This is a genomic window from Bradyrhizobium symbiodeficiens (assembly GCF_002266465.3).
Lineage (GTDB): Bacteria > Pseudomonadota > Alphaproteobacteria > Rhizobiales > Xanthobacteraceae > Bradyrhizobium > Bradyrhizobium symbiodeficiens.
Genome location: NZ_CP029427.2, coordinates 4,284,026 through 4,307,600 on the forward strand (window position 1 = coordinate 4,284,026; position 23,575 = coordinate 4,307,600).

General features: G+C 64.4%; 21 protein-coding genes and 1 tRNA gene. 5 read left to right on the forward strand and 17 right to left on the reverse strand.

The window, feature by feature from the left end; genetic code table 11:
* Window positions 1-7: 7 nt before the first annotated feature.
* The gene (gene mscL, locus CIT39_RS19895; protein ID WP_162308906.1) at window positions 8-421 is read right to left on the reverse strand and encodes a large conductance mechanosensitive channel protein MscL; all 414 of its coding nucleotides are present in this window, start codon (window positions 419-421) and stop codon (window positions 8-10) included.
* Between the two features lie 55 nt (window positions 422-476).
* On the reverse strand, window positions 477-1,367 hold the full coding sequence (gene dapA, locus CIT39_RS19900; protein WP_094977553.1) for a 4-hydroxy-tetrahydrodipicolinate synthase: 891 nt from the start codon (window positions 1,365-1,367) through the stop codon (window positions 477-479).
* A 294-nt stretch (window positions 1,368-1,661) separates the two neighbouring features.
* Between dapA and CIT39_RS19905 the strand changes: the two genes are divergently transcribed.
* A complete protein-coding gene (locus CIT39_RS19905) occupies window positions 1,662-4,058 on the forward strand; it encodes a lytic transglycosylase domain-containing protein (protein WP_162308907.1) in 2,397 nt (798 codons plus the stop codon).
* Window positions 4,059-4,459: 401 nt separating this feature from the next.
* On the opposite strand, the gene CIT39_RS19910 is transcribed toward CIT39_RS19905, so the two are convergent.
* Entirely contained in the window at window positions 4,460-5,992 is a 1,533-nt protein-coding gene (locus tag CIT39_RS19910) for a porin (RefSeq protein WP_094977551.1), read from the reverse strand.
* A gap of 802 nt (window positions 5,993-6,794) precedes the next feature.
* On the opposite strand from CIT39_RS19910, the gene CIT39_RS19915 reads away from it, so the two are divergent.
* A tRNA-Ser gene (locus CIT39_RS19915) sits at window positions 6,795-6,887 on the forward strand.
* Between the two features lie 150 nt (window positions 6,888-7,037).
* On the opposite strand, the gene CIT39_RS19920 is transcribed toward CIT39_RS19915, so the two are convergent.
* The 9 genes from CIT39_RS19920 to CIT39_RS19960 form a co-directional block, all read right to left on the reverse strand.
* Window positions 7,038-7,247 carry a hypothetical protein gene (locus CIT39_RS19920; protein WP_094977550.1) on the reverse strand — a complete coding sequence of 70 codons (210 nt, stop codon included), beginning with the start codon at window positions 7,245-7,247 and terminating at the stop codon, window positions 7,038-7,040.
* A gap of 94 nt (window positions 7,248-7,341) precedes the next feature.
* On the reverse strand, window positions 7,342-7,608 hold the full coding sequence (locus CIT39_RS19925; protein WP_094977549.1) for a hypothetical protein: 267 nt from the start codon (window positions 7,606-7,608) through the stop codon (window positions 7,342-7,344).
* A 1,580-nt stretch (window positions 7,609-9,188) separates the two neighbouring features.
* A complete protein-coding gene (gatB, locus tag CIT39_RS19930; RefSeq protein ID WP_094977548.1) occupies window positions 9,189-10,667 on the reverse strand; it encodes an Asp-tRNA(Asn)/Glu-tRNA(Gln) amidotransferase subunit GatB in 1,479 nt (492 codons plus the stop codon).
* Complete coding sequence (locus CIT39_RS19935) at window positions 10,664-10,966, reverse strand: hypothetical protein (protein ID WP_094977547.1); 303 nt, start codon at window positions 10,964-10,966, stop codon at window positions 10,664-10,666. Before CIT39_RS19935 ends, gatB begins: the two co-directional genes overlap by 4 nt.
* On the reverse strand, window positions 10,957-12,432 hold the full coding sequence (gatA, locus tag CIT39_RS19940) for an Asp-tRNA(Asn)/Glu-tRNA(Gln) amidotransferase subunit GatA (protein ID WP_094977546.1): 1,476 nt from the start codon (window positions 12,430-12,432) through the stop codon (window positions 10,957-10,959). The genes CIT39_RS19935 and gatA overlap by 10 nt, the downstream gene beginning before the upstream one ends.
* Entirely contained in the window at window positions 12,429-12,644 is a 216-nt protein-coding gene (locus CIT39_RS19945; protein WP_014494728.1) for a hypothetical protein, read from the reverse strand. The genes gatA and CIT39_RS19945 overlap by 4 nt, the downstream gene beginning before the upstream one ends.
* Before the next feature lie 17 nt (window positions 12,645-12,661).
* The gene (gene gatC, locus CIT39_RS19950) at window positions 12,662-12,949 is read right to left on the reverse strand and encodes an Asp-tRNA(Asn)/Glu-tRNA(Gln) amidotransferase subunit GatC (protein WP_094977545.1); all 288 of its coding nucleotides are present in this window, start codon (window positions 12,947-12,949) and stop codon (window positions 12,662-12,664) included.
* A 77-nt stretch (window positions 12,950-13,026) separates the two neighbouring features.
* Window positions 13,027-14,103, reverse strand: a complete 1,077-nt coding sequence (locus tag CIT39_RS19955; RefSeq protein WP_094977544.1) for an NAD(P)H-dependent flavin oxidoreductase — start codon at window positions 14,101-14,103, stop codon at window positions 13,027-13,029.
* Window positions 14,104-14,114: 11 nt separating this feature from the next.
* Window positions 14,115-15,098, reverse strand: coding sequence for an NAD(P)H-dependent flavin oxidoreductase (locus CIT39_RS19960; RefSeq protein WP_094977543.1), 984 nt, complete (start codon window positions 15,096-15,098; stop codon window positions 14,115-14,117).
* Window positions 15,099-15,195: 97 nt separating this feature from the next.
* Here CIT39_RS19960 and CIT39_RS19965 point away from each other — a divergent pair, with 97 nt between their 5' ends.
* A complete protein-coding gene (locus CIT39_RS19965) occupies window positions 15,196-16,086 on the forward strand; it encodes a LysR family transcriptional regulator (protein ID WP_094977542.1) in 891 nt (296 codons plus the stop codon).
* 30 nt (window positions 16,087-16,116) lie between these two features.
* Here CIT39_RS19965 and CIT39_RS19970 read toward each other — a convergent pair whose 3' ends face one another.
* Window positions 16,117-18,336 (reverse strand): DNA/RNA non-specific endonuclease, encoded by a 2,220-nt coding sequence (locus CIT39_RS19970; RefSeq protein ID WP_094977541.1) that lies wholly within the window; start codon window positions 18,334-18,336, stop codon window positions 16,117-16,119.
* Window positions 18,337-18,639: 303 nt separating this feature from the next.
* The gene (locus tag CIT39_RS19975; protein WP_094891879.1) at window positions 18,640-18,852 is read right to left on the reverse strand and encodes a hypothetical protein; all 213 of its coding nucleotides are present in this window, start codon (window positions 18,850-18,852) and stop codon (window positions 18,640-18,642) included.
* 45 nt (window positions 18,853-18,897) lie between these two features.
* Here CIT39_RS19975 and ruvX point away from each other — a divergent pair, with 45 nt between their 5' ends.
* On the forward strand, window positions 18,898-19,383 hold the full coding sequence (ruvX, locus tag CIT39_RS19980; protein ID WP_094977858.1) for a Holliday junction resolvase RuvX: 486 nt from the start codon (window positions 18,898-18,900) through the stop codon (window positions 19,381-19,383).
* Between the two features lie 3 nt (window positions 19,384-19,386).
* Window positions 19,387-20,310, forward strand: coding sequence for an AEC family transporter (locus CIT39_RS19985; protein ID WP_094977540.1), 924 nt, complete (start codon window positions 19,387-19,389; stop codon window positions 20,308-20,310).
* On the opposite strand, the gene CIT39_RS19990 is transcribed toward CIT39_RS19985, so the two are convergent.
* The 3 genes from CIT39_RS19990 to CIT39_RS20000 are packed head-to-tail and all read right to left on the reverse strand — an operon-like array spanning window position 20,307 to window position 23,508.
* Window positions 20,307-21,071 (reverse strand): CPBP family intramembrane glutamic endopeptidase, encoded by a 765-nt coding sequence (locus tag CIT39_RS19990; RefSeq protein ID WP_094977539.1) that lies wholly within the window; start codon window positions 21,069-21,071, stop codon window positions 20,307-20,309. The genes CIT39_RS19985 and CIT39_RS19990 overlap by 4 nt on opposite strands.
* A gap of 23 nt (window positions 21,072-21,094) precedes the next feature.
* Window positions 21,095-22,738, reverse strand: coding sequence for an isovaleryl-CoA dehydrogenase (locus CIT39_RS19995; RefSeq protein WP_094977538.1), 1,644 nt, complete (start codon window positions 22,736-22,738; stop codon window positions 21,095-21,097).
* A 20-nt stretch (window positions 22,739-22,758) separates the two neighbouring features.
* The gene (locus CIT39_RS20000) at window positions 22,759-23,508 is read right to left on the reverse strand and encodes a M15 family metallopeptidase (RefSeq protein WP_244607402.1); all 750 of its coding nucleotides are present in this window, start codon (window positions 23,506-23,508) and stop codon (window positions 22,759-22,761) included.
* Window positions 23,509-23,575 lie beyond the last annotated feature (67 nt).

Here is a 23,575-nt window from a genome sequence, read left to right on the forward strand (position 1 = left end):
GCGCGCGTCACTTCTTGAGGAGATCGCGGATCTCGGTCAGCAGCACGACCTCCGCCGACGGCTTCGGCGGCTCCGCGGACTTGGTCTCTTCCTTCCGCTTCAGAGTGTTCATGGCGCGGATCACCAGAAACAGCACGAAGGCGACGATGATGAAGTTGATCGTCAGCGTCAGGAAGCTGCCGTAAGCAAGTACGGCGCCTTGCTTTTTCGCATCCGCTAAGTTGGTGGCGGTCACCGCCTTCGACAAGGGGGCGAAGTAGTTCGAGAAGTCGAGGCCGCCGGTCGCCGCGCCGATGATCGGCATGATGATGTCACCGACCAGCGAGGTGACGATGGCGCCGAAGGCCGCACCGATGATGACGCCGACCGCGAGATCGACGACGTTGCCCTTCATGGCGAATTCGCGGAACTCCGTGAGCATCCGCCTGCCCTTGTCATCGACGCTCATGAACGGCCTCCCCGGTTTGGTCAACCCATCAGTTGATCAGGCCAGCGTGCACCATGGCACTGCGCACGGCAACGCGGGTCGGCTCGGAGACCGGCACCATCGGCAGGCGCAGCGTCTCGTCGAGCTTGCCGAGCAGCGACATCGCGTACTTGATCGGCGCCGGGTTGCTCTCGATGAAGAGGTTGTTGTGCAGCGGCATCAGCTTGTCGTGGATCGCGAGCGCCGCCTTGGCGTCGCCCTTCGCCCAGGCGGCCTGGAACTCCGAGCACAGGCGCGGCGCGACGTTCGAGGTCACCGAGATGCAGCCATGGCCGCCATGCGCCATGTAGCCGAGGATGGTGGCGTCCTCGCCGGAGAGCTGGTTGAAATCCTCGCCCATCGCCGCACGCTGCTGCGACACGCGCACCATGCTGGCGGTGGCGTCCTTGACGCCGGCGATGTTCTTCAGCTCCCACAGCCGCGTCATGGTGTCGACCGACATGTCGATTACCGAGCGCGGCGGGATGTTGTAGATGATGATCGGAATGCCGATCGCGTCGTTGATGGCCTTGAAGTGCTGGTACATGCCTTCCTGGGTCGGCTTGTTGTAGTAAGGCGTCACCACCAGCACGGCATCCGCGCCCGCCTTCTCGGCGTGCTGGGCGAGCTCGATCGCCTCCTTGGTCGAGTTGGAGCCGGCGCCGGCAACGACGGGCACGCGACCCTTGGCTTCAGCGATGCACCATTCGACCACCTTCTTGTGCTCGTCATGGCTGAGCGTCGGGCTCTCGCCGGTGGTGCCGACCGGGACCAGGCCGTTGGTGCCTTCCGAAATCTGCCAGTTGACCAGGGATCGGAAAGCCGCCTCGTCCAGCGAGCCGTTCTTGAACGGCGTGACCAAGGCGGTGAACGACCCCCGGAATTTCGTCTTGGCTGCCATGGACTTCCTCCGTACGCGGCTATCTCTTGAGCAAGCCCTTTCATATCGGGTCTATCCCGCCGGTAAAAGGCCCGCTTCCGTGTGACGCACCGTTTAGGCCGCGATTTTGCCGCGGTGGTGGTGCAAACCGGGCGAAGGTAAGCGGCTGTTGGTATTTTGTCCGCATATTCAATCAAATACAGCTGGATCTTGTACAGGTAGGTCTTGGGCCAGTTGACTGATTCGGGGCAACGAAACGCCGTGACCTCATTCCCTCGTGCCGCTTGGCGATCCACCGGCCTGATCCTGTCCCTGATGGCAGGGCTGACGGTCGGCTGCGCCGCCCTGGCCAAGTCCAATGAGACGACCGCGGAAGCGGGCAAGGACACCGCGAAGCCAGCCGCCAAGAACACCACCAAGAATACTGCGAAGGGCGCGTCCAAGCGAACCGGCAAGGAAACTGCGAAAGACGCGGCCAAAGGGGCGAGCAAGGGTGCCGCCGGCGCTCCGGCCAAGGACGCCGCGAAGAAGCCGGCCAAGGAGACTGGCAAGGACGCCGGCAAGAGCGCCGCAAAAGAGCCCGCGAAGGACAAGCCCAAGCCTGCCGCAGCGGCAGCTCGGTCGAAATCGCATCCGGCCGCCAGCGCCTCGCCGCCGAAAACCGCACCCGCGCCGGCCGTGACGGCCACCGTCAGACCTTCCGCCCCCGCCGCCAGGCCGGCCGCAGCGCCCGTGCTGGCTCCGGCGACCCGCCAGCATGCCGCGCCGCGCAAGCCGGTCATCCCGGCCGCTGTCGCGGCGACCTCCTCGACGCCGCAGGGTGACAAGGACGCCCTCGAGAGCGTCATCGAGCTCGTGCGCAAGCGCAAGGCGGGTGACGCCAGCGACGTCGCAGCAGGCATCTCGGATCCGGTCGCGCGAAAACTCGCGGAATGGATCATCCTGCGCAGCGAGGACAATGGCGCGACCGTGGAGCGCTACCGCGCCTTCCTTTCCGCCAATCCGAGCTGGCCGTCGCAGACCTTCCTGCGCCGGCGCCTCGAGGCCGCGATGTGGGACGACAGGCGCGACGAGTCCGTCGCGTGGTCGTGGTTCGAGAACGAATCTCCCGTGTCCGCCAAGGGCCGTTTCGCGCTCGCCAAGGCGATGCTGGCGCGCGGCGACCGCGCCAATGCCGAACGGCTGGTGCGCGAGGCGTGGCGCAGCGATCCGATGTCGGAGGACACCGAGAACAACGTGCTCGACCAGTTCGGCGCACTGCTGACGCCGGGCGACCAGAAGGCGCGGATGGACACCCTGCTCTACGGCAGCGAGAACGAAGCCGCGATGCGCGCCGCAAAGCGCCTGGGCGCCGGCTATGTCGCGCTCGCCAGGGCCCGCATCGCCGCGGTCAAGAAGGCGCCGAACGCGCGCGCGCTGCTCGACGCCGTGCCCCGCGAGCTGCACAACGACCCAGGCTTCATCTTCAGCAAGATCCAGTTGCTGCGCCGCGAAGAGAAATTCGCCGAGGCAGCACAGCTCATGCTTTCGGCGCCGAAGGATCCGGGTCGTCTCCACAATCTCGACGAATGGTGGATCGAGCGGCGTCTCCTGGCGCGAAAGATGATCGACACCGAGGAATTCCGCAGCGCCTATCTGATCGCGCGCGACGCCGCACTGCCCTCGCGCGACATCTACAAGACCGAGCAGGAGTTCACGGCCGGGTGGATCGCGTTGCGCTTCCTCAACGACCCCGCAGCCGCCACCCAGCATTTTGCCCGCATCGGCGTCGGCAGCGTCAATCCGACCGCGCTGGCGCGTGCCGGCTACTGGCAGGGCCGCGCCGCGGAAGCGGCGGGGCGCCAGCAGGAGGCGCGCAACGCCTATGCCCGCGCCGCCGAACAGTCGACCAGCTATTACGGCCAGCTCGCCCGGGCCAAGCTCGGCCTGCCGCAGATCGAGCTCAACAGTCAGCCGCGCGGCCGTGGCGCCGAACGGCTGGAGATCGTGCGCGCCGCGCAACTGCTCTACGAGCTTGACGAGCGCGAGATGGCGATACCGCTGCTGGCCGACATGGGCGAGAACGGCGATCCCGAAGCGCTCGCCGGCCTCGGCGAGATGGCCCAGCGCTACAACGATGCACGCGGCATGCTGCTGCTCGGCAAGGCAGCACTCAATCGCGGCCTTCCGTTCGATTTCTACGCCTACCCCGTCAACGGCATTCCGCAGTTCACGCCGATCGGTCCCGAAGTCGAGCGCAGCATCGTCTATGCGATCGCCCGCCAGGAGAGCGCGTTCAACCCCCGTGTGGTCTCACCGGCACAGGCCTACGGCCTGATGCAGGTGACGCCCGACGCTGCGCGCTATGTCTGCAAGCGGCACGGTGCGACTTACGATCTGGGGCGGCTGAAGAACGATTCGGTCTACAACGCCACGCTCGGCTCGGCCGAACTCGGCGGACTGCTCGAGGATTATCGCGGCTCTTACATCATGACCTTCGCCGCCTACAATGCCGGCCGCGGCAGCGTGAGGAAGTGGGTCGAGCGCTACGGCGATCCGCGCGACCCCAAGGTCGACGCGGTCGACTGGGTCGAGCTGATTCCGTTCTCCGAGACGCGCAATTACGTGCAGCGGATCATGGAGAACCTGCAGGTCTACCGGGCCCGCTTCGGCGGCGGCACGCGCCTGCAGATCGAGGCCGATTTGCGCCGCGGCGCCGGCAGCGTGGAATAGCGGCGGCGTCTCTCCCGTTCGAAGGCATGCCCTGCGCGATCGCCAAATATGCCTGGATTTAAGTGACACGCTCCATGCCCCGCCTTGGTCGCGTCCGTCTGGGGAGAGATCTTGGCTATCCCGGGCAACAAGACGAGGAGGAAAGCCGGGAAAGACGTTGCCGCCGTCCGCTCTCGTCTTCATGTCGATCGTGCCGTTGAGCACCCACCACGAAAGTCGAAGTCAAAACAAGCAACGGTCCAAGCCACGGTCCAGAATTGCCGAAACGCTCTTGGCTTCACGACCTTCGACGAGCCTCGCTTGGCGTCCCCCGCTCGCCCGCTGCCCGCCAGAAGACCGCACAAAAGCAAGAGCCCCGGCGGTTTCCCGCCGGGGCTCTCTGTCAGGTCGTTAGACCGAACTTACCAGTTGCGCTGAGCGCGGAGGAGAAGGTTCAGGCTGTCCTGATCCTTCAGCTCGTAGAAGGCTGCGGGCTTGGCAGTAGCCGCGTTGCCTGCATAGGCCGCCACACCGGAATACTTCTGGTCGAGATGCGTCCAGGTGAAGTCAGCAGAGAAGGTCAGGTTCTTGACCGGTGTCCAGCGGGTGATGAGACCCAGCTGAGCGATGTTGAAGTCCGGGTCGCAGGTCGAACCAGCAGTGAGGGCAGCAGCCATCGCGCCGCTTCCGCAAATGAAGGTCTTTGAAGCGCCCGTGTACTGGATACCGGCGTAAGCACCGTAGATCGCCGTATTCCAGTAGGGATCCCAGTTGTGCGTATAAGCACCACGGAAGCCCCACGTTTTGATCGACTCCTGAGAGCCGCCCGCAATAAAGACGGTATCGGGTGCGCTGGCGAAGCCGATGCTCTGGTAAGCGCCGGCCAAGCCGGAACTGCCGAACATCGAATAGCTCACCGATGCGAGGTCCTGGATATTGTAACGGGTCGCTCCGTCGGTGTAGACGCCCTGGAGGTTGATCGAGTCACCCGCACCAGTCGGGATGTTCTTGATCGACAGGGCCGCCTGGACTGCCCAGCCCCACTTGTCATCCGGATGGCCGGTGACCTCGGAGGCGCCGTAATAGCCAACGTGGTTCTCGTGCGCGGCGGCCGACAACTGGAACAGACCCCAAGCCTGGTCAATACGAACCATACCGACGATATCCGGCATGCGCGATCCGCCGTAATCGCCTACTCCGTAGGCGCCACCGAGAATGCCGGCAGCGGTGATGCCGGAGGCGTTGATGACGCCAGCCTGGTAGTACTGAGCCTGATCCTGAGCCGAGATTGCGGCCGTAATGCCCTGACCGAAGTCAGCGGTGTAGGTGAACTGATTGACACCAGTGACCGTACCGCCACCACCGACGAGACCATCGAAGTTGTTGCCGGGATAGTTGGTCCAGGGAGCGGAGAACTGGGAGACCGCCTTACCCATCGTGAAGCCAGCGAACTGGATGAAGGCGTAGTACACGCCGAGCGCACCACCAGCCACCGAGCCGCTGCCCGATGTACCCGCGGGAGCCGCGTCGTACGCGGTCGTGCCACCGGTCAAACCAGCACCGGCGCCAGCATAGCCGCCCGTGGTCCAGCTGAAGGTCGCATCGAAGAACGTGCGGACCACGCCGTACTCGGTCGCGGTACGGGTATCGATGTTGAGGTCCTGGCGAGACCGCATGGTGTAGTAGTTGCTGAGGCGATTGTGCGCCCCACCGACGCCGCTGAACTGGCCATTGTAGACGCTGTTGGTGTTCAGCGCGACTTCAGCGCGCAGATAACCACCCAGCTTGATGCAAGTGTCGGTGCCCGGGATGTAGTAGAAACCCGCGCCGTACAGCGAGCAGATCCTCACGTATTCGACCGCTTTGGCCTTCACGGGCAGATCGGCTGCTTGAGCTCCGCCCACGGCGATCAGACCCGCCGCTGAGCCGAGCAAAAGGCTCTTAACCAACTTCATGTTAAACCTCCAAGTTGCTCTTCAGGGAAGGTCACTGACCGGACGGCCAATTCCCCAACCCCCTTTAAATCACCGCTTCGGGCTCCTTCGCGTCTTCGGACACACCCGCATGAACGCGAGGGACTTAAGCGAATTGACCTAAACGGGACGACCTCGGGATGCCCCCCTCCGTCGCTCAGTCACAATTACCGAACGTCCTTGCACACACAACAAGAGAACGCTTCGAAACGGGCCTGAGAAGCGGGTTTTCCGACGGGTGTTGCACAAATAACACGCAGATGTGATCAAGCCGCCTCCGCAATGCATTGTTTTTACTGACATTTTCGACGCGGTTCCATCTGCCATCAAAGTTCCCCACTTAAGGCGCCGCGGGCGAGATCCTGGCCGGGAGAGGCTTTGACGCACTCGAATCGTGGAATCACAGGAGACTCAAGCAGCAAGGCATCGACCTGCTCCCCGCCTTCCCGGCCTGATGCAGGCACGGCCTTGAGATGCGCGACGCACACCGCCTGCGGATAGCGGAGGTTATGGGGCGGGCTGGCGGAGACGACAAGATTCGAACCTTCGACCGCCCCGCCCGAATCCTTGATTCTTCCAGAAAATTCAGCCTCTTACGCGAGCGCAATGGTTGTCATCGGCGAAACCGTCCCTGGACGCTCGAGCTCGGCGCCCATTCTCGCAGCGTTACGGTCATGCTCCGGGAGCAAATTGCCTTGTTGCGAAAATCGCTGGGAATATTCGAACGAAAACACGCGCTTCCAAATTGACCAGCCCAAGCAATTAGATGCATAAGGCTCGCACCGGAGAGGTGGCCGAGTGGCTGAAGGCAACGCTTTGCTAAAGCGTCATACGGTCTCAAGCTGTATCGAGGGTTCGAATCCCTCCCTCTCCGCCACCCAGCAGCAGAATCAATCAAGGCCTTTGCGTTCTTTCACCTGAAGGCAGTCGTGAGGGCTGGTGCGAAAGCCTGGCGCAAGGATCGGCGCCGCGAACTCAGCTCGATTCGCACCACCTTATATGTGTGGGTAGGTGCCTGGGTCCGCGTCTAGCGGCGGAACCGCCAGATCCGCCAATGCGAGGGCGAAATCAGCACCGCCTCGCCGGCCCAGACATTGTACCAGACGCCGGACCTGCGCCGGCACGGAAACGACCAGGGCAGAATCCCCGTCTTGTGCGGACGTCCGAGTTCCAGATCGCACTCATCGGGAGCGATCTGAATCGGCAGCCATCGTTCATCGGTGTCGGGCCCGCTCATGCCGCACGGGTCTTATGTCGCGGCACGACGTAAAAACTTGATTCAGCGCAATCACGCCCACCCGTGCGAACACGGTGCGGATGCGATGCTCGGTTCAGTGCGTGGAGACCCACGCCCTCGCCTCGCGCTGGGCGGCCGAGATCTCGGCCTCCGACATCTGCCCGGCGACTTCCTGGCGCAGCGTCACAGCGTCCTTGCGGCCCTTCAGGGCGGCGAGGTTGAACCATTTGTGCGCGGCGACAAGATCGACGAGCCCGGACCGGCCGCTCGCCCAATAGATCCCGCGCTCGAACAACACGTCCGACAGTGCAGTCGCGTCGATCGGCGTTGCCGTCTCCAGATCGAAAGTACCCTGAAACATAACGCATCCCCTTTTTTCTTGTGCCTTGCTCCCCCGAGCGCGGCTCCCGTCCAACTCTGAATGTGCATGACCCTTTCTGGGACCCTGCACTGTTCAACTCATCCCTTAGTCTTCTTGCTCAAGGCCGTTTGCCGGCTTGTTGGAGGTGATGATGGCGGGCAAATTTGAATGGCAGTTTAAGCATCGCGATGAAGCAGACGTAAACGCGAGCGCGCGGCGCCGGCGCGCAGAATTCAAAAAGTCCCTGATTTGCAGGCACTTATGCGATTCGTCAGATTTGGTTTACCCTGGAATTTTGGGACATCGATAACCATCGCGCGCGGTGGGACGGATCCCGTGGCGCTCCCACGCGCTATCGGCACCCGCGCCGGCCACTGTCCAGGCTTTCGCCGGGCTCATCGTCTGGAGCGCCGAAGCTTCAGCGAAGGCGGCAGGCGGATGACGGCATTCAGGAGACAGCCATGTCGCACGAGAAGCCGCAGCGGACTCGATCGCCCGGTCGAGGCCCGGCGATGACAGCGCGAATGGCAGAAGCGGCGTGCGAGCAGCGCGCAATCGGGCCGCAGCCTTCACCAGCCCAAGGTGGAGCGGCCAGCGCAACGATCACGCCGTGGTCGGATCAGCAATGTGGGGAAAAGGAATGCCGGCAATACCCCGGCCTCAGGAGAACGAGGGCGTCGGCGAACACGTCAGGACCAGATTCCACTTTGACCGCGAGGCTACTCGTGAAATTGCAGAACCGGAGAACCGGCCCCGCACCGAACGAAGAAAACTCGTTTCTTCTGCCGGACCGCAAAAGAGAACGGTCCGACCGTTGACCTGATGTCTCGCCGACACCCTCTATCGTCGACCAGAACCTCCAGGAGGCGCTGATGACGTGCCGGCTCTCGAGGAGCCGGCAACTTCAGAAGCGAAGTTACTTCTTCTTGGCGACCTTGCGGGTCTTCTTCGCAGTCTTCTTCACTGCGCTCTTCGCCTTCTTCGCCTTCTTTGCCTTCTTAGCTTTCTTGGCCATGTTGCCCTCCGATGTGTGAGATGGCTTAATCGCTGCATGCATTCGGGGATCGAGTGCACACTCATCCCGAATACACCAACACAACGAAAAAAACAGCGTCTCGCTTAAAGAAGTGTTGACGACGCAAGGCGCGTGCGCTTGGCGAGCGCGATGCAAGCACGCTGCATGATGCGTTTGCACGATCGCGCGGAGTGCCCGCATCGTCGATGTCTGCGAGAGATGCGATTACAGAAAACTCTATGCAGCAAGTATTTTTCTGCACGCGCGTATCGCGCACGATCGACCCGTCGGTGCGCATGGTGACGGTCGAGATCACCTTGCAAAGGCGTTTCGCGGACTCTGAGTCGCGATTTTTGGCAACGAAAATATTTTCATGATTAATGGCGCGAGCGCTCGTCGGAGCGTCTGCGAGCCGCCGTTTTGCGCGAATCGCGTGACGGCGATTCGGTCGCGGCGTCGCCATCGATGGGATGAAGTTTACCGCCGAGAATGCGCGCGAGCGTCGCAGCCGAGGAACGAAAACGCGGTGACGAACTTATCCGTCACCTCGTTCGAACGTGCGAGGTCAGACGCCGAGCTTCGACTTCAGCAGGTCGTTGACGCTCTGCGGGTTGGCCTTGCCGCCGGACGCCTTCATCACCTGGCCGACGAACCAGCCGAGCGACTGCGGCTTGTCCTTGACCTGCGCGGCCTTGTCGGGATTGGCCGCGATGATGTCGTCGACAACCTTTTCGATCGCCGAAAGATCGGTGACCTGCTTCATGCCGCGGCTTTCGACCAGCGCGCGGGGATCGCCGCCCTCCTGCCAGACGATCTCGAACAGATCCTTGGCGATCTTGCCCGAGATCGTGCCCTCGCCGATCAGGTCGATGATCCCCGAGAGCTGCTCGGCGCTCACCGGAGAGTCCGTAATATCCCGGCCTTCCTTGTTGAGACGGCCGAACAGCTCGTTGATCACCCAGTTCGCCGCCATCTTGCCGTCGCGCGCGCGGTTGCCGAGCTTGTCGAGCACCGTCTCGTAGAACACCGCGCTCTCGCGCTCGGCGACCAGCACGCTCGCATCATAGGCCGAGAGGCCGAGATCGGCGACGAAGCGCGTCTTCTTCTGGTCCGGCAGCTCCGGCAGCTTTGCCTTCAGCTCGTCGACGAACTCCTGGCTGAATTCGAGCGGCAGCAGGTCGGGATCGGGGAAGTAGCGATAGTCGTGCGCCTCTTCCTTGGACCGCATCGAGCGCGTTTCGCCCTTGTTGGGATCGAACCGGCGCGTCTCCTGCTCGATCTGACCGCCGTCCTCCAGAATCTCGATCTGGCGCCGCGCTTCATACTCGATCGCCTGGCCGATGAAGGTGATCGAGTTCATGTTCTTGATTTCGCAGCGGGTGCCCAGCGGCGCGCCGGGCTTGCGCACGGACACATTGACGTCGGCGCGCAAGGATCCCTTCTCCATGTCGCCGTCGCAGGTGCCGAGGTAGCGCATGATCGAGCGCAGCTTGGTGACATAGGCCTTGGCCTGCTCGGCGTCGCGGATGTCCGGCTTCGAGACGATCTCCATCAGCGCCACGCCACACCGGTTGAAATCGATGTAGGACAGCGACGGCGACCGGTCGTGCAGCATCTTGCCGGGATCCTGCTCCAGATGCAGCCGCTCGATGCCGATGGAGACACTGCGGCCGCCGTCGAGATCGACGATCACCTCGCCCTCGCCCACGACAGGCGACTTGTACTGGCTGATCTGGTAGCCCTGCGGCAGGTCCGGATAGAAATAGTTCTTGCGGTCGAACACCGAGCGCAGGTTGATCTGCGCGTTGAGACCGAGCCCGGTCCGGACAGCCTGCCTGACGCATTCCTCGTTGATGACGGGCAGCATGCCCGGCATCGCGGCATCGACCAGCGACACCTGCGAGTTCGGCTCGCCGCCGAACGCGGTGGACGCGCCGGAGAACAGTTTCGACTTCGACGTCACCTGGGCATGGATCTCCATGCCGATGACCACCTCCCAGTCACCGGTGGCGCCCTTGAGAAGCTTGTGCGTGGCCGTGCTCATGTCGTGCTCCCGAGCAGCGTGGCAGCGATCCGCTCCCACTCCGCTTCCAATGAATCCTTTGCAGCGGGCTGGCCGGCCTGGCGGTACCAATAGCCGGCATTGCCGAGATCGCCTTCGACGCGGTGCAGGTAGGCATGCACCCAGGCGGCGTCACGGCTGTTGTCGTCCTGGACGATCCTGTGCGCCTGGTCCCAATCGCCCTTGGCGGCCCACCAGAGACCTTCGAGCGGCGCGTTCAGCCCAGGCGCGGGCGCCGCGCCATCGAGGCTCGCGATGAACGCGGCGGCATTCACCACCACCTCGCGGGCGTGAAGCGGCCGGCGGCCTGCTCGATCACCTCGCCGAGCGAGAACAGCGTCTCCTCCTCGAACGGACGGCCGATCAATTGCAGGCCGAGCGGCAGGCCCTGCGCGTCCTTGCCGGCGGGCACGGCGATGCCGGGCAGGCCCGCCATGTTCACGGTCACCGTGAAGATGTCGTTGAGATACATCTCGACCGGATCCGCGCCGCCCTTCTCGCCGATGCCAAAGGCCGCCGACGGTGTCGCAGGCGTCAGGATCGCGTCGACGCCCCGCGCGAAGCAATCCTCGAAATCCTTCTTGATCAGCGTACGCACCTTCTGCGCGCGCAGATAATAGGCATCGTAATAGCCGGCCGAGAGCACATAGGTGCCGATCATGACGCGGCGGCGGACCTCCGCACCGAACCCCTCGGCGCGGGTGTTCTCGTAGAGCTCGTTGATGTTCTTGCCCTGCTCGCGCAGGCCATAGCGGACGCCGTCATAACGCGCGAGGTTCGAGGACGCCTCCGCCGGCGCCACGATGTAATAGGCCGGCAGCGCGTATTTGGTGTGCGGCAGCGAGACCTCGACGAGTTCGGCGCCGGCCGCCTTCAGCCAGGCCGCGCCCTCGCTCCAGAGTTTTTCGATCTCGGCCGGCATGCCGTCGAGACGATATTCCCGGGGGATGCCGATCTTCATGCCCTTCACGGATTTGCCGATCGCGGCCTCGTAATCCGGCACGGGGATGTCGACCGAGGTCGTGTCCTTGGGATCATGACCGGCCATCGAGCGCAGCAGCATCGCGCTGTCGCGGACGCTGCGTGCGATCGGACCCGCCTGGTCGAGCGAGGAGGCAAAGGCGACGATGCCCCAGCGCGAACAGCGGCCATAGGTCGGCTTGATGCCGACGGTCGCTGTGAATGCCGCCGGCTGACGGATCGAGCCGCCGGTGTCGGTCGCGGTCGCACCCATGCAGAGCAGCGCCGCCACGGCCGAGGCCGAGCCGCCGGACGAACCGCCCGGCACCAGCGTCGTGTTGCTTCCTTCGCGCCGCCAGGGATTGCCGACCGGACCGAAGCACGAGGTCTCGTTGGCCGAGCCCATCGCGAACTCGTCATTGTTGAGCTTGCCTAGCATCACTGCACCGTCGCGCCACAGCTGCGAGGTGATGGTGGACTCGTAGGTCGGCACGAAATTGCCGAGGATCTTCGAGCACGCCGTGGTGCGCACGCCCCTGGTCGCGAACAGATCCTTGATGCCGAGCGGGATGCCGGCGAGCGGGCCGGCATCGCCCTTGGCGATCTTCCCGTCCACGGCCCGCGCCATGTCGCGCGCCTGCTCCGGCGTCTCCATCACGAAGGCATTGAGCACCCGCGCTGCCTCGATCGCGCTCAGATGCGCATCGGTCAGTTCGAGGGACGTGAAAGTCTTGGCCGCGAGACCCTTGCGGGCCTCGGCGAGCGTCAGCGATGTCAAATCGGTCATTTATTGATCGGGCTGCAGAAGAACGGAGACAGGGTCTTGTCGTTGGCCGGGTCGTCTTTTTTCTTGGCGGCGGCGTTCGCGGCAGCCTCGATCTCGTCGAGCACGGCATTGACGGCGACGTTGGGATCGGCAGCCTTGCCCTGCCGCTCCATCTTGTCGAGATAGTTCATGTAGGCCTGATAGGCCTTCTCGTCGTCGCAAAGCATGCACATGACACGGGTCCTAAAAACTACTCGACGACCTTCGGCACCAGAAAGAAGTGGCCTTCGGTCGCAGGCGCGTTGGCAACGATATCGTCGGCGATCTCGCCGTCATCGACCACGTCCTGCCGCTTCTTCATCCGCATCGGGGTGACCGAGGTCATGGGCTCCACGCCCTCGACATTGACCTCCGAGAGCTGCTCGACAAAGGCGAGCATGGCGTTGAGCTCGCCCTGCAGATGCGGAACCTCGCCTTCGGAAACCGCAATGCGCGCCAGATGCGCGATGCGGCGGACGGTAGCGGCGTCGACGGACATTATATAAGGCCTCTCACGGCAAAACCTATGTGCCGTATAGCAGAGGCCGGTTTTGCGCCGCAACCGGGTGACTGGCCCTAGCCAGCCAGCGCCTTCATCCGGGCCAGAGCGGATTTGGCAAAATCCCGGGTCAATTCGGCCGCGGGGACCTCGCGGCCCAGCGCCACGGCCTGGCCGGCCCAGAGATTGGTGAAATCCACCCTGCCCTGCTTTTCGGCAGCCGCTTTCAGCGGCCCCAGCGCGGTCGCCGCATGGGGGAACGGCGGTGCGTCCGGCGAGATCGGACCGGCCTCGCGCATCAGGCGGTTCTGGAGGCCGCGCGCCGGGCGCCCGGTCATGACATTGGTGATCACGGTGGAATCGTCCCGCGCTTCAGCCAGCGCCTTGCGGCCTCCCGGCGAGACCTTGGATTCCGGACAACGCAAGTAAGCGCTGCCGATCTGCACGCCGGAGGCGCCGAGCGCGAAGGCGGCGGCGATGCCGCGTCCATCCGCGATGCCACCGGCCGCGATCACCGGCACCTTCACGGCATCGGCGACCTGCGGCACCAGCGCAAACGTGCCGGGCTGCTCGGAGATCTTGTCGGTCAGGAACATGCCGCGATGGCCGCCCGCCTCGGCGCCTTGCGCAATTACGGCATCGACGCCGTGCTGTTCGAGCCAGACGGCCTCCCTCACCGTTGTCGCCGACGAGATGACGAGGCAGCCGGCCGCCTTGACGCGCGTGAGCAGCGCCTGCTCCGGCAGGCCGAAATGGAAGCTGACGATTTCGGGCTTCAGCTCCTCGACGACCTCGCAGAAGGCAGCGTCGAAAGGCGCGCGGTTCGCCGCCGAGATCGGCGCTGCGGGATCTAGACCATGCTCGGTGTAATAGCCCGTGAGCCGCTGCTTCCAGCGCGCCTCGCCCTCGGTCGAAAGGTCAACCGGCGTATGGCAGAAGAAGTTCATATTCACCGGCGCCTTCACGCGCTGGCGAATGATGTTGACCTGCTCGCGCGCCTTCTCCGGCGACAGCATCGCACTCGGCAGCGAGCCGAGCCCACCGCCCTCCGCCACGGCGATCACCAGTTCCGCATCCATCACGCCGGCCATCGGCGCCAGCACGATCGGAAATTCGGTCTTGAAGAGGTCGATCAGTCGACGGTCAGGCCACATGGTTGTTCTCTCTAGATTCGGGCGACGGACGCGATGGAGTTGCGGCGGCCGGCAAGAAGCTGCTCCGCTTCAACCGCAATCCGACCGACGATCTCGGCTGCCGGTGGAATATCATGGATCAGTCCGACCGCCTCGCCCGCGATGACGGCCGCGACGTCGAAATTTCCGGCGGCTTTTGCCGCCGTATATTCCGCCGCGACTGCGGCGACATTCTGCATCAGCTCGACTTCGCGGCCGATCCAGCGCCGGGCGTGATCATTGACCAGGCATCGGCCGGTAAACGGCGCCGGCCAGACATTGTTGCGGGAGAGATCGAAGATAATGCCGCGCAACGTCGAACCGCTGTTCGCCGCGCAGATGCGCCGCTTGGCCTCCTCCGCACCGTCAGCCTCCACGCTCGCATAGAAGCGCGTGCCGAGCAGCACGCCGCTCGCGCCCAGCATCATCATGGCGGCGAGCCCGCGCCCGTCGGCAATGCCGCCGGCAGCGACCACCGGCACGCCCGCGGCAAGATCGACGATCGCAGGCACGAGATCGACCGTGGTGCGGGAGGCGCCGTGACCGCCCGCCTCCGTTCCCTGCGCGATCAGAATATCGGCGCCGGCATCGAGCGCCTGTCGCGCCATCGCTTCGTCCTGAACCTGGCAGATCAGACGCGCGCCGGCTGACTTGATCCTGGCTGCGAACGGCGCGGGATCGCCAAACGACAACATGATCGCCGAAGGCTTTGCCGCCAGCGCGATGTCGAGAAGCTCGGGCCGCTTGGCAAGGCTCCATGTGATGAAGCCGATCCCGAACGGCGCGGACAGGGAGGCGAGCTTCGCCGTCTCCTGCTCCAGCCAAATCCTCTCGCCATAGCCGCCGCCCAGAATGCCAAAGCCGCCGGCACAGCTCACCGCCGCGACCAGACGGCTGCCCGCGATGACATCCATCGGCGCCAGCAGGACGGGATGGCTGATCTCAAGTAGCGTGGTCAGCGATGTCGCGATCGGCATGGCTCTTTCCTGATCTGGACAGCGAGACTAGGTCCGACTAGCATTCTCGGAAAATGAATTGTAGCGAACGCTGCCATCTGAAAAGCGAAACGACATCATGGAACTCGGCGACCTCAAGACCTTTGCCGCAGTTGCCCGCAGCGGTGGCATCACCCGCGCTGCGGAAGAGCTGAACACCGTGCAATCCAACGTCACCCAGCGCGTCAAGGCGCTGGAGGCGGAGATCGGCACGCCGCTGTTCGAACGCCACAGCCGCGGCATGACACTGACCGGCGCCGGCAAGCGCCTTTTGCCTTACGCGCAACGGATGGCCGCGCTCTCGCGCGAGGCCGTGCTGGCCGCGCGCGACGACGGCGAGCCGAAGGGACCGCTTGCGATCGGCTCGATGGAGACGACCGCGGCGGTGCGGCTGCCGCCGCTGCTCGCCGATTTCCACCGCCGCTGTCCCGCCGTGCGCCTTTCCTTGCGTACCGCACCGACCGCCGACCTCGTCGCAAGCGTGCTCGAAGGTGCGCTCGATGGTGCCTTCATCGCAGGGCCGATCGCCCACGACGACCTCACTGCGACGAGCGCCTTCCGCGAGGAGCTGGTGCTGGTCAGCGCGCGGCGCTGGGCTTCGCTTGCCGAGCTGCGCGCCGGCACGCCGGAGTCCGGCCCGACCGCGCTGGTGTTCCGCACCGGCTGCACCTACCGCCAGCGCCTCGAGCAGATCTTCGTCGAGTTCGGCTGGCCTTCCGCCGCGCGCTTCGAGCTCGGCACACTCGACGGCATGATCGGCTGCGTCGCCGCCGACATGGGCGTGACGTTGCTGCCGCGCGCAGTCGTCGAACGCAGCGCGATGAATGGCACCGTCTCGATCCACACCCTCAGCGCTTCGCATGCCCGGGTCGAGACACTCTTCATCCAGCGTCGCACCGGACATCAATCCAGCGCGCTGGCCGGCTTTGCCGCTTGCCTGAAAACCGACGAGGACGTCATCGCAGCCTGACGCGGTGACGCCGCGTCAGGCTGCGCCGTTCTAGAGTCGAATGTCCTCATAGGACTCGATCCGCCGCGGACCGACCGAGGTTGCCTCGTGCGAATCCGCATCAGCGAGATTGCCGAAGTCGAGCCTGGTCAATTTCGCGAGGTCCGCGATCGAGACCTGGAAGACGCTGACATCCTCCTCCGACATCTTCTCGCGCAGATCCACCTCCTGGATGCGATCGATGTCCATGATCAGCTTTCGCTGGCTCATCAGGAATGCCGCCGCCTTGAGCGCGTCGTCATCCTCGTTGCGCCGGATCAGGATCTTCCAGAAATATTTCGGAATTTGAACGCCGCCGAAGCTCGGATCCTTGTGCGGCCGCCCGGCCGGATTGGGCAGATCGGAGCCATCGGCATCCGGCCCGTCGAACACAGGACCATTCATGACGATGCCCTTCTCCTGGCCTTCGAGCAGGACATCGCGGGTGTAATCCTCCAGTCCCGCCCAGACCTGCTTGCCCTGGTTGAACGAGAAGAACTGGGGTGAGCAATTGGTGAAGTGGAAGGAATCGTCACCATGCTGCTTGGCCGCGGCGACGGTGTCGCCCCAGGTCGCGTCCAGACGGCGCACGAGGTGGCCGCGGTCGAACGGGTTCTTGCTGCGGTCCGCCTCGAGGGTCGCCTGCTTGCGGTAGAACTCGTTGCCGATCTGGGCATCGTCATCGATGCGCGGATCGCGCAGCCAGGAATCGCCCTCGCGCTTGCCGACGTCCTGCTGCTGCCCGCCGTCGATATTGACACAGCTGAAGAAGGCGAGCCGGCGCTGCTTGTTCATGACCACGCTGTAGTTGAAATATTTCAGCTCGGACTGCTTTGAATTCCCCTTGAGCGTCGCGATCTCGGATTTGAGAGCGGTTGGAATCTTCGGCAAGGGCACCGAAAATTTCCCGGTGCCGAGAAAATTCGCCTTGTATCCGGGGCGCGATTTCAGCGTGCTCTGATTGATATGCACGGCCTCCATCGGCAGGCCGTTCGCACTGAGGTTTGACGGGAGGCGGGACGGCGGAACGAGCAACGGCTTGCCGCCGTTCTGCATGCCGCCGTTCGGGCCTCCGCCGTTGCTCCCCGCGGGAACCGGCAGGGGCGCCGGCGGCGCGAACGGAATGTCCTTCCTGAATGTCGGCAACGGCACGCGGATCGGGACCACCAGCGAGGTCCCGTCCAGGGACTGCTCGACCCAGAAATTGGCGCCGAAAGCGGGCGCGGCGACCGGCGGCCGAGCGTTCTCGACCTCGAGCCGGACCGGCGGCTCTTCCTCATCCAGCACCGGCTTGATCAGGGGATGGGAGCCGACGGCAACCTTGAGATCGGCGACGATCGCGCTGATCCGGATGCCTTCATTGGCCACCCAGTCGATCAGCGACTCGTCCATGGACGCTTTCCACACCTTGCCGTCCTTGGTCAGGGTGCGGCCCTGCCCATCCTTCCGGGGCACGCCGCTGTGATGCAGCGCGACCACCTGCCAGAAGCGGTTGAATGCCGGCGAGCCCGACGAGCCCGACGTCGTGTCGGTGTTGTACCAGAGGAAGTCGCCGACATATTTGAGCAGCTTGTTCTCGCGGACGCAGACCTGCTTCATCTGCCCGCTGGGATGCTGGACGATGGTGAGGTACTCGCCGGGATCTGCCTTGCCGGGCGCGCCGCTGAGCGGCAACCATCCGAAGTCCTCGAGCTTCTCCCCGCCCGACAGTGAGGTCGGCGCCACCGCGACGATCGAGAAATCCAGCCTGTCATTGGTGTAGAAGAATTTGCCCGGCTCGAAGCCGAACCGCACCGGCACACGCTCCTGCCCCGCGATGTCGAGCTCGTAGTTGAAATCGGCGATCGAATTGGCGGCGTCGGCCGGCTTGCCGAAGACATGATGGTTCGTCAGCAGCAGGCCCGGCCCGATCAGAAAGCCCGAGCCGTAGCCGAGCAGGTTCGACTTGAGATCCCTGAGCTGAATGCGGCAGACCGAGCGCGAGGCGCCAGTCCCCTTGGCGAGATAGTTGATGCTGTCGAGATCATTGCCCTGGATGATCCGCTCCAGGCCGATCTCGGCCTTCTCCACGTCCTGCGTCTCGGCCAGCAGCTGGCGCTGGCGCACGCGCATCTTTTCGACGGTCATCTCGATCGGACCGTCGCCCAGTTTCCGGTTCAAGGCTTCAGGTGAGAATTCGGCTTGCTTGAATCGCCTTTCTGAGCCCGCGATCAGGCTTGGCTTGATGAGCATGTGACCTCTCAAATGACTGGGCGAATATGGGACGTGGTCGGGACGCCTTAAAAATTACGCCAAGGTTGCAGCGCGAGCCTGAATTGCCGTTCGCTGCCGATCGTTCTGAAAATCGGGGTACGCGTCCCCACACTTTAGGATTGTTAATCTACTCTCACGCAATCATAGCGTCAATCGATGCGCGCAGCCGGAGCCGCGGCATCATGCCATGGCCTGCGCCTTCACTCGTGTGAGATTTGCCACAAATCGCCCGATGCAAATGTGCGTCACGATTTCGCGCGCTTGTTGCTGCCGTCGGACGATCTACCGCTTCAGCTGCCATCGCCGCAGCGCCACGACGGCCCAGATCGCTTCGACCAGACCGAACGGCCAGGCGCCCTGCAGAAAGCCGTAAGCCGAACCGAGCGCGCAGGACGCGGCGAACAGCAGAACGAACCAATGGCTGCGATCTTCCAGGGCGTAACTGATCAGCATCGCCGTGACGGCGAACAGGCCGAATAATGTCAGTGCATCCATGTTCCGGGTTCACTCCGCGGCGCCACGCGTGATATGCGCTACGTCATGCCCGCTCTTATCCTGCCCCTCGTCGATGCTGCAACCCACTGGCCCGCGCGCGGCGCGCTGGTCGGGCTCGACCTCGGCACCAAGACCATCGGCGTTGCCGTATCCAACGCGGACCGTCGGCTCGCAACCGGAGTCGAGACGATCCAGCGCAAGGCGTTCAAGCACGACGCGGCCCGGTTGCTGGCGATCGCGGCCGAACGCAAGGTGGTCGGCTTCGTGCTCGGCCTGCCCATCAACATGGACGGCAGCGAGGGTCCGCGCGCGCAATCCACCCGCGCCTTCGCCCGCAATTTTGCCGGCCTCACACCCCTCCCCATCGGCCTGTGGGACGAGCGCCTCTCGACTGCGGCGGTCGAGCGCGAGCTGATCGGCATGGATGTCAGCCGCGCCAAGCGCGCCGAGGTGATCGACGAGCACGCCGCGATCTTCATCCTGCAGGGTGCGCTCGACCGCCTCGCCAATCTCCGTCCAGGAGCTGCCTGACCGATGGCCGTCGTGATCGCGGCGCTGCTGCCGGTCTTCATCCTCATCGTGCTCGGCGTGGTCTTGAAGCGCAGCCTGATGCGGCTCGACACGCAATGGCACGGGCTGGAGCGGCTGACCTATTTCGTGCTGTTTCCAATGCTGCTGATCCAGACGCTGGTGAAGGCCGACCTCTCCAGGGTGCCGGTCGCCGGTGTCGGCGGCGCGCTGCTGCTGTCGGCGCTGGCGATGTCGCTGCTCTGCCTCGCGCTGCGCCCGGCCCTGGCGCGGCTCGATATCGACGGCCCCGCCTTCACCTCGATCTTCCAGGGCGCGACGCGGTGGCAGACCTACGTGGCGCTGTCGGTCTCCGCCAACCTGTATGGCGATGTCGGGCTGGCGCTGGCGTCGGTGGCAATGGTCGCGATCATTCCGCTGGTCAACGTCTTCAGCGTCGCGGTGCTCGCACATTACGCAGCGCCGGAGAAGCAGTCAGCACGGACCATCGCCATGACGGTGATCCGCAATCCCCTGATCTGGGCCTGTGTCATCGGCCTTGCCATCAACGTCATGCATCTCCCATTGCCGAAGATCTGGCACGAGGTGGCCGACGCGCTCGGCCGCTCCTCGCTCGCGATCGGCCTGCTCGTCACCGGCGCGGGCCTGCAGCTCAAGGGACTGCTCCGCCCCAGCCTCGGCGCGACGCTCGGCGTGGCGTTCAAGCTGGTGCTGATGCCCTTGCTCGCGTTGGCGCTCGCCTTGTGGTTTGGGCTATCGGGCAACAGTCTTGCGATCGTCGCGATCTGCGCGGCGGTCCCGACCTCTCCCAGCGCCTATGTCCTCGCCCGCCAGATGGGCGGTGACGCACCGCTGCTGGCGCAAATCATCACGCTGCAGACGATCCTGGCGGCGATCACCATGCCGATCGCGATCGCGCTGGTGGCCTAGCTCCCCAGCCACATCGTCAGCACCACAGCGGTCAGATTGTTCATCGCGTGCAGCGCGATGGTGAGCCAGAGTGAATTCGCGCGATAGCGCATGTAGCCGAACCACAGTCCGATGGTGAAGACCTCGGCGAGGAAGTAGATGTCGTATTGCAGGTGCACGACCGTCCAGACCAGCGACGACAGCAGGATCGCGCCCGGCACGCGCAAAAAGCTCGCCGACCAGCCGCGATAGAGGAAGCCGCGCGCCAGGATCTCCTCCGACATCGGCGCGGCCACGCTGAAGGCGAACAGCAGCAACAGCGCCGCGCCCTTGTCGCGGCCCGATTTCAACAGATCGGTCATGAAGCCCGGCGTCGCCTCGCGGCCGAGCGCGCGCGACATCGTCTCCCAGACCACCACGATCAGGATGAGGCCGACGGCACCGAACAGCAGTTGCTTCCAGGACGGCCAGTGCAGCGCGAGATAATCGACGAAGGAGGCCTTCTTGATGGCAATGGCCAGCCACACCGCCAGAAGCGTTGCCGGCAGTCCCATGATGACCGAGAGCGCGAGCGCCTGCGGCTCGTGGCCGATCGCCTGGACCGAGGCGAGGTCCATGGGAAGACCACGCAGCGCCGCCAGCAGGACGACGGCGCCGATCTGCCCGACGAACATTGCGGCGAAGATGACGAGGCCCCACAACGCCGTGCCCCAGAACAGCCAGACGCGCGGCGGCGCAGGCGTCACGGTCAGCGGCGGATGGTCGGGATTGAGGGAGTCCATCAATGGGCTTTCGTTCGGAACACTCACGGCAGCGCCCGCTCCAGCAGCCCGCGAGCCCCGCCGCTGTCGAGCTCGACCGCGCCGTACATGCTGGCGTGATTGGCCGCAAGGCGCGTGCTCGCGAACAGTTCGGCATTGCGCGGCGACACGCTGTTCAGCGCCGCCGCAGCGGCCAGCAGCGCCAGCTTCTCGACGGCGAGGCGCGCGACGCGCTCGCCATCGGCGCGCCGAAAAGTCTTGCCGATGAAGCTGGCCGCCTCGCCTGCCCCAGGCAAACCCTTCGTCTCGGCCGCTAACGCCTGCAACACGGCCGTCGCCGCCTCCGGCTCGCGCGAGAGCGCCCGGAGCACGTCGAGGCACATCACGTTGCCCGAGCCTTCCCAGATCGCGTTGACCGGCGCCTCCCGGTAATGTCGCGCCAGGATGCCGTCCTCGACATAGCCATTGCCGCCGAGGCACTCCATGGCTTCATAGAGGAACGGCGGCGCACTCTTGCAGGTCCAGTATTTGATCGCGGGCGTCAGCAGCCGCATATAGGCGGCCTCCGCCGCATCGTGCGGCGTGCGGTCGAAGGCGCGGCAGAGCCGCATCACCAGGGCCGTGCTCGCCTCGACATGCAGCGCCATGTCCGACAGCACCGCCTGCATCAGGGGCTGGTCGGCCAGATGCTTCTGGAACACGCTGCGGTGACGGGCGTGATGCAGTGCATGCGCGAGCCCCGAGCGCATCAGACCGACCGAGGCGATCGCGCAATCCTGCCGCGTCAGCTGCACCATCTGGATAATGGTGCGGATGCCCTTGCCCTCCTCGCCGACCCGTTCGGCGTAGGCACCCGTGAATTCGACCTCGGACGAGGCATTGGAGCGGTTGCCGAGCTTGTCCTTCAATCGCTGGAACTGGATCGCATTCACGGAACCGTCCGGCGCGAAGCGCGGCATGAAGAAACACGTCAGGCCCTGCTCGGCCTGCGCCAGCACCAGGAACGCATCGCACATCGGCGCCGACATGAACCATTTGTGGCCGGTGATGCGATAGGCTTCGCCGTCACGGACGGCGCGCGTCATGTTGGCGCGCACGTCGGTGCCGCCCTGCTTCTCGGTCATGCCCATGCCGAGCGTCATGCCGCGCTTGTCCCACCACGGCGCGAACGTGGAATCGTAGCTCTTGGTCGACAGCACCGGCATCACGCGGCCGAGCAGATCCGGCTGCATCGCCAACGCACCGACCGAGGCGCGCGTCATCGTGATCGGACAGAGATGGCCGGTCTCGACTTGGGCCGCCATGTAGAATTTTGCCGCGCGGATCACTTCGGCGGCATCGCCCGCCGGTTTGCCGTTCGCAGTCCACGTCGAATTGTGCACACCGGCATGGGCGCTGTACGCCATCAGCTCGTGATAGGCCGGGTGAAACTCGACCTGGTCGCGGCGATTGCCTTTTGCGTCGAAGCTGCGCAGCTTCGGCGTATTCTCGTTCGCGACGCGCCCGAGATCTACCATCGCGGCCGAGCCCCATTGCTTGCCGAACTCGGACAACTCGCGTTCCGCCGCCGCACCACCGTTGGCCTTCACCGCATCGACCAGCGGCCGATCGACAGTGAACAGATCGACATCCTCGAACGGCGGCGATTGGTTGAAGACCTCGTGGGTCGCAAAGCTCGGCTGGTTCATCAGGTTTCCTCGGGGCGGAATCAGTTCCGCCGCGGCTGGATCGGAAAATCATAGGGCGCCCCGCCGGCCCCCGGCAGCGAAAAATGCCACCACTCCTTCGCATAGTTCACAAAGCCTTGCCTGGCCATCGCAGCCACCAGCCGTCTGCGCCAAGCGCGTTGCTCCGGCGTGATCGACGGTGCCGCGGTATGGCCTTTCGTGTCGGTGCAGTCGTAGCCGGTGCCCATGTCGACGCTGCCCTCAGGCAGTCGCGCCTCAACCGCCGCCGTGCAGTCGGCATAGGTTTTCGACGGGTCGTATTTGCCGGAATTGTCGGCCCTGAGATCGACCAGCGTAAGGTCCAGCGCCGCGCCGGTGGAATGCTGCGAGCGGCTCGCGATATAGCCGAGGCGGAACAGCTCGGTCTTGGGAATTTTCGGATTGTAGCGCCGCTCGGCGGCGGTCTCATGACCGTTCTGCGACCACTTGACCATATCGAGCGAGGCCCGCGCCGGCCGGTAGCAGTCGAGCATCTTCAGCGAAAGATTTTGCGCCGTCAGCTCCTGCTGCACCGCCTTCAGCCGCAGCCCCACCTCCCGCTTCACCACGCATTCACCGGCATTGTAGCCGGCGAGCGGACGGCCGACGAAATTGTTCGCGGTGGCGTAGCGGATGTCCTGGATGATGCTGGGATCGATCTCGCGCAGGTACACGAATCCGCCGGGGAGCGATTGGGCGTGGGCGGCGCCAACAAATGCTGCAACCAAGAGCGCTGTCAGAGTTGTCTTCAATGGGAGCCTCCACATCGTCATGGCCGGGCTTGTCCCGGCCATCCACGGCCTTATTTGCGTCAAATGC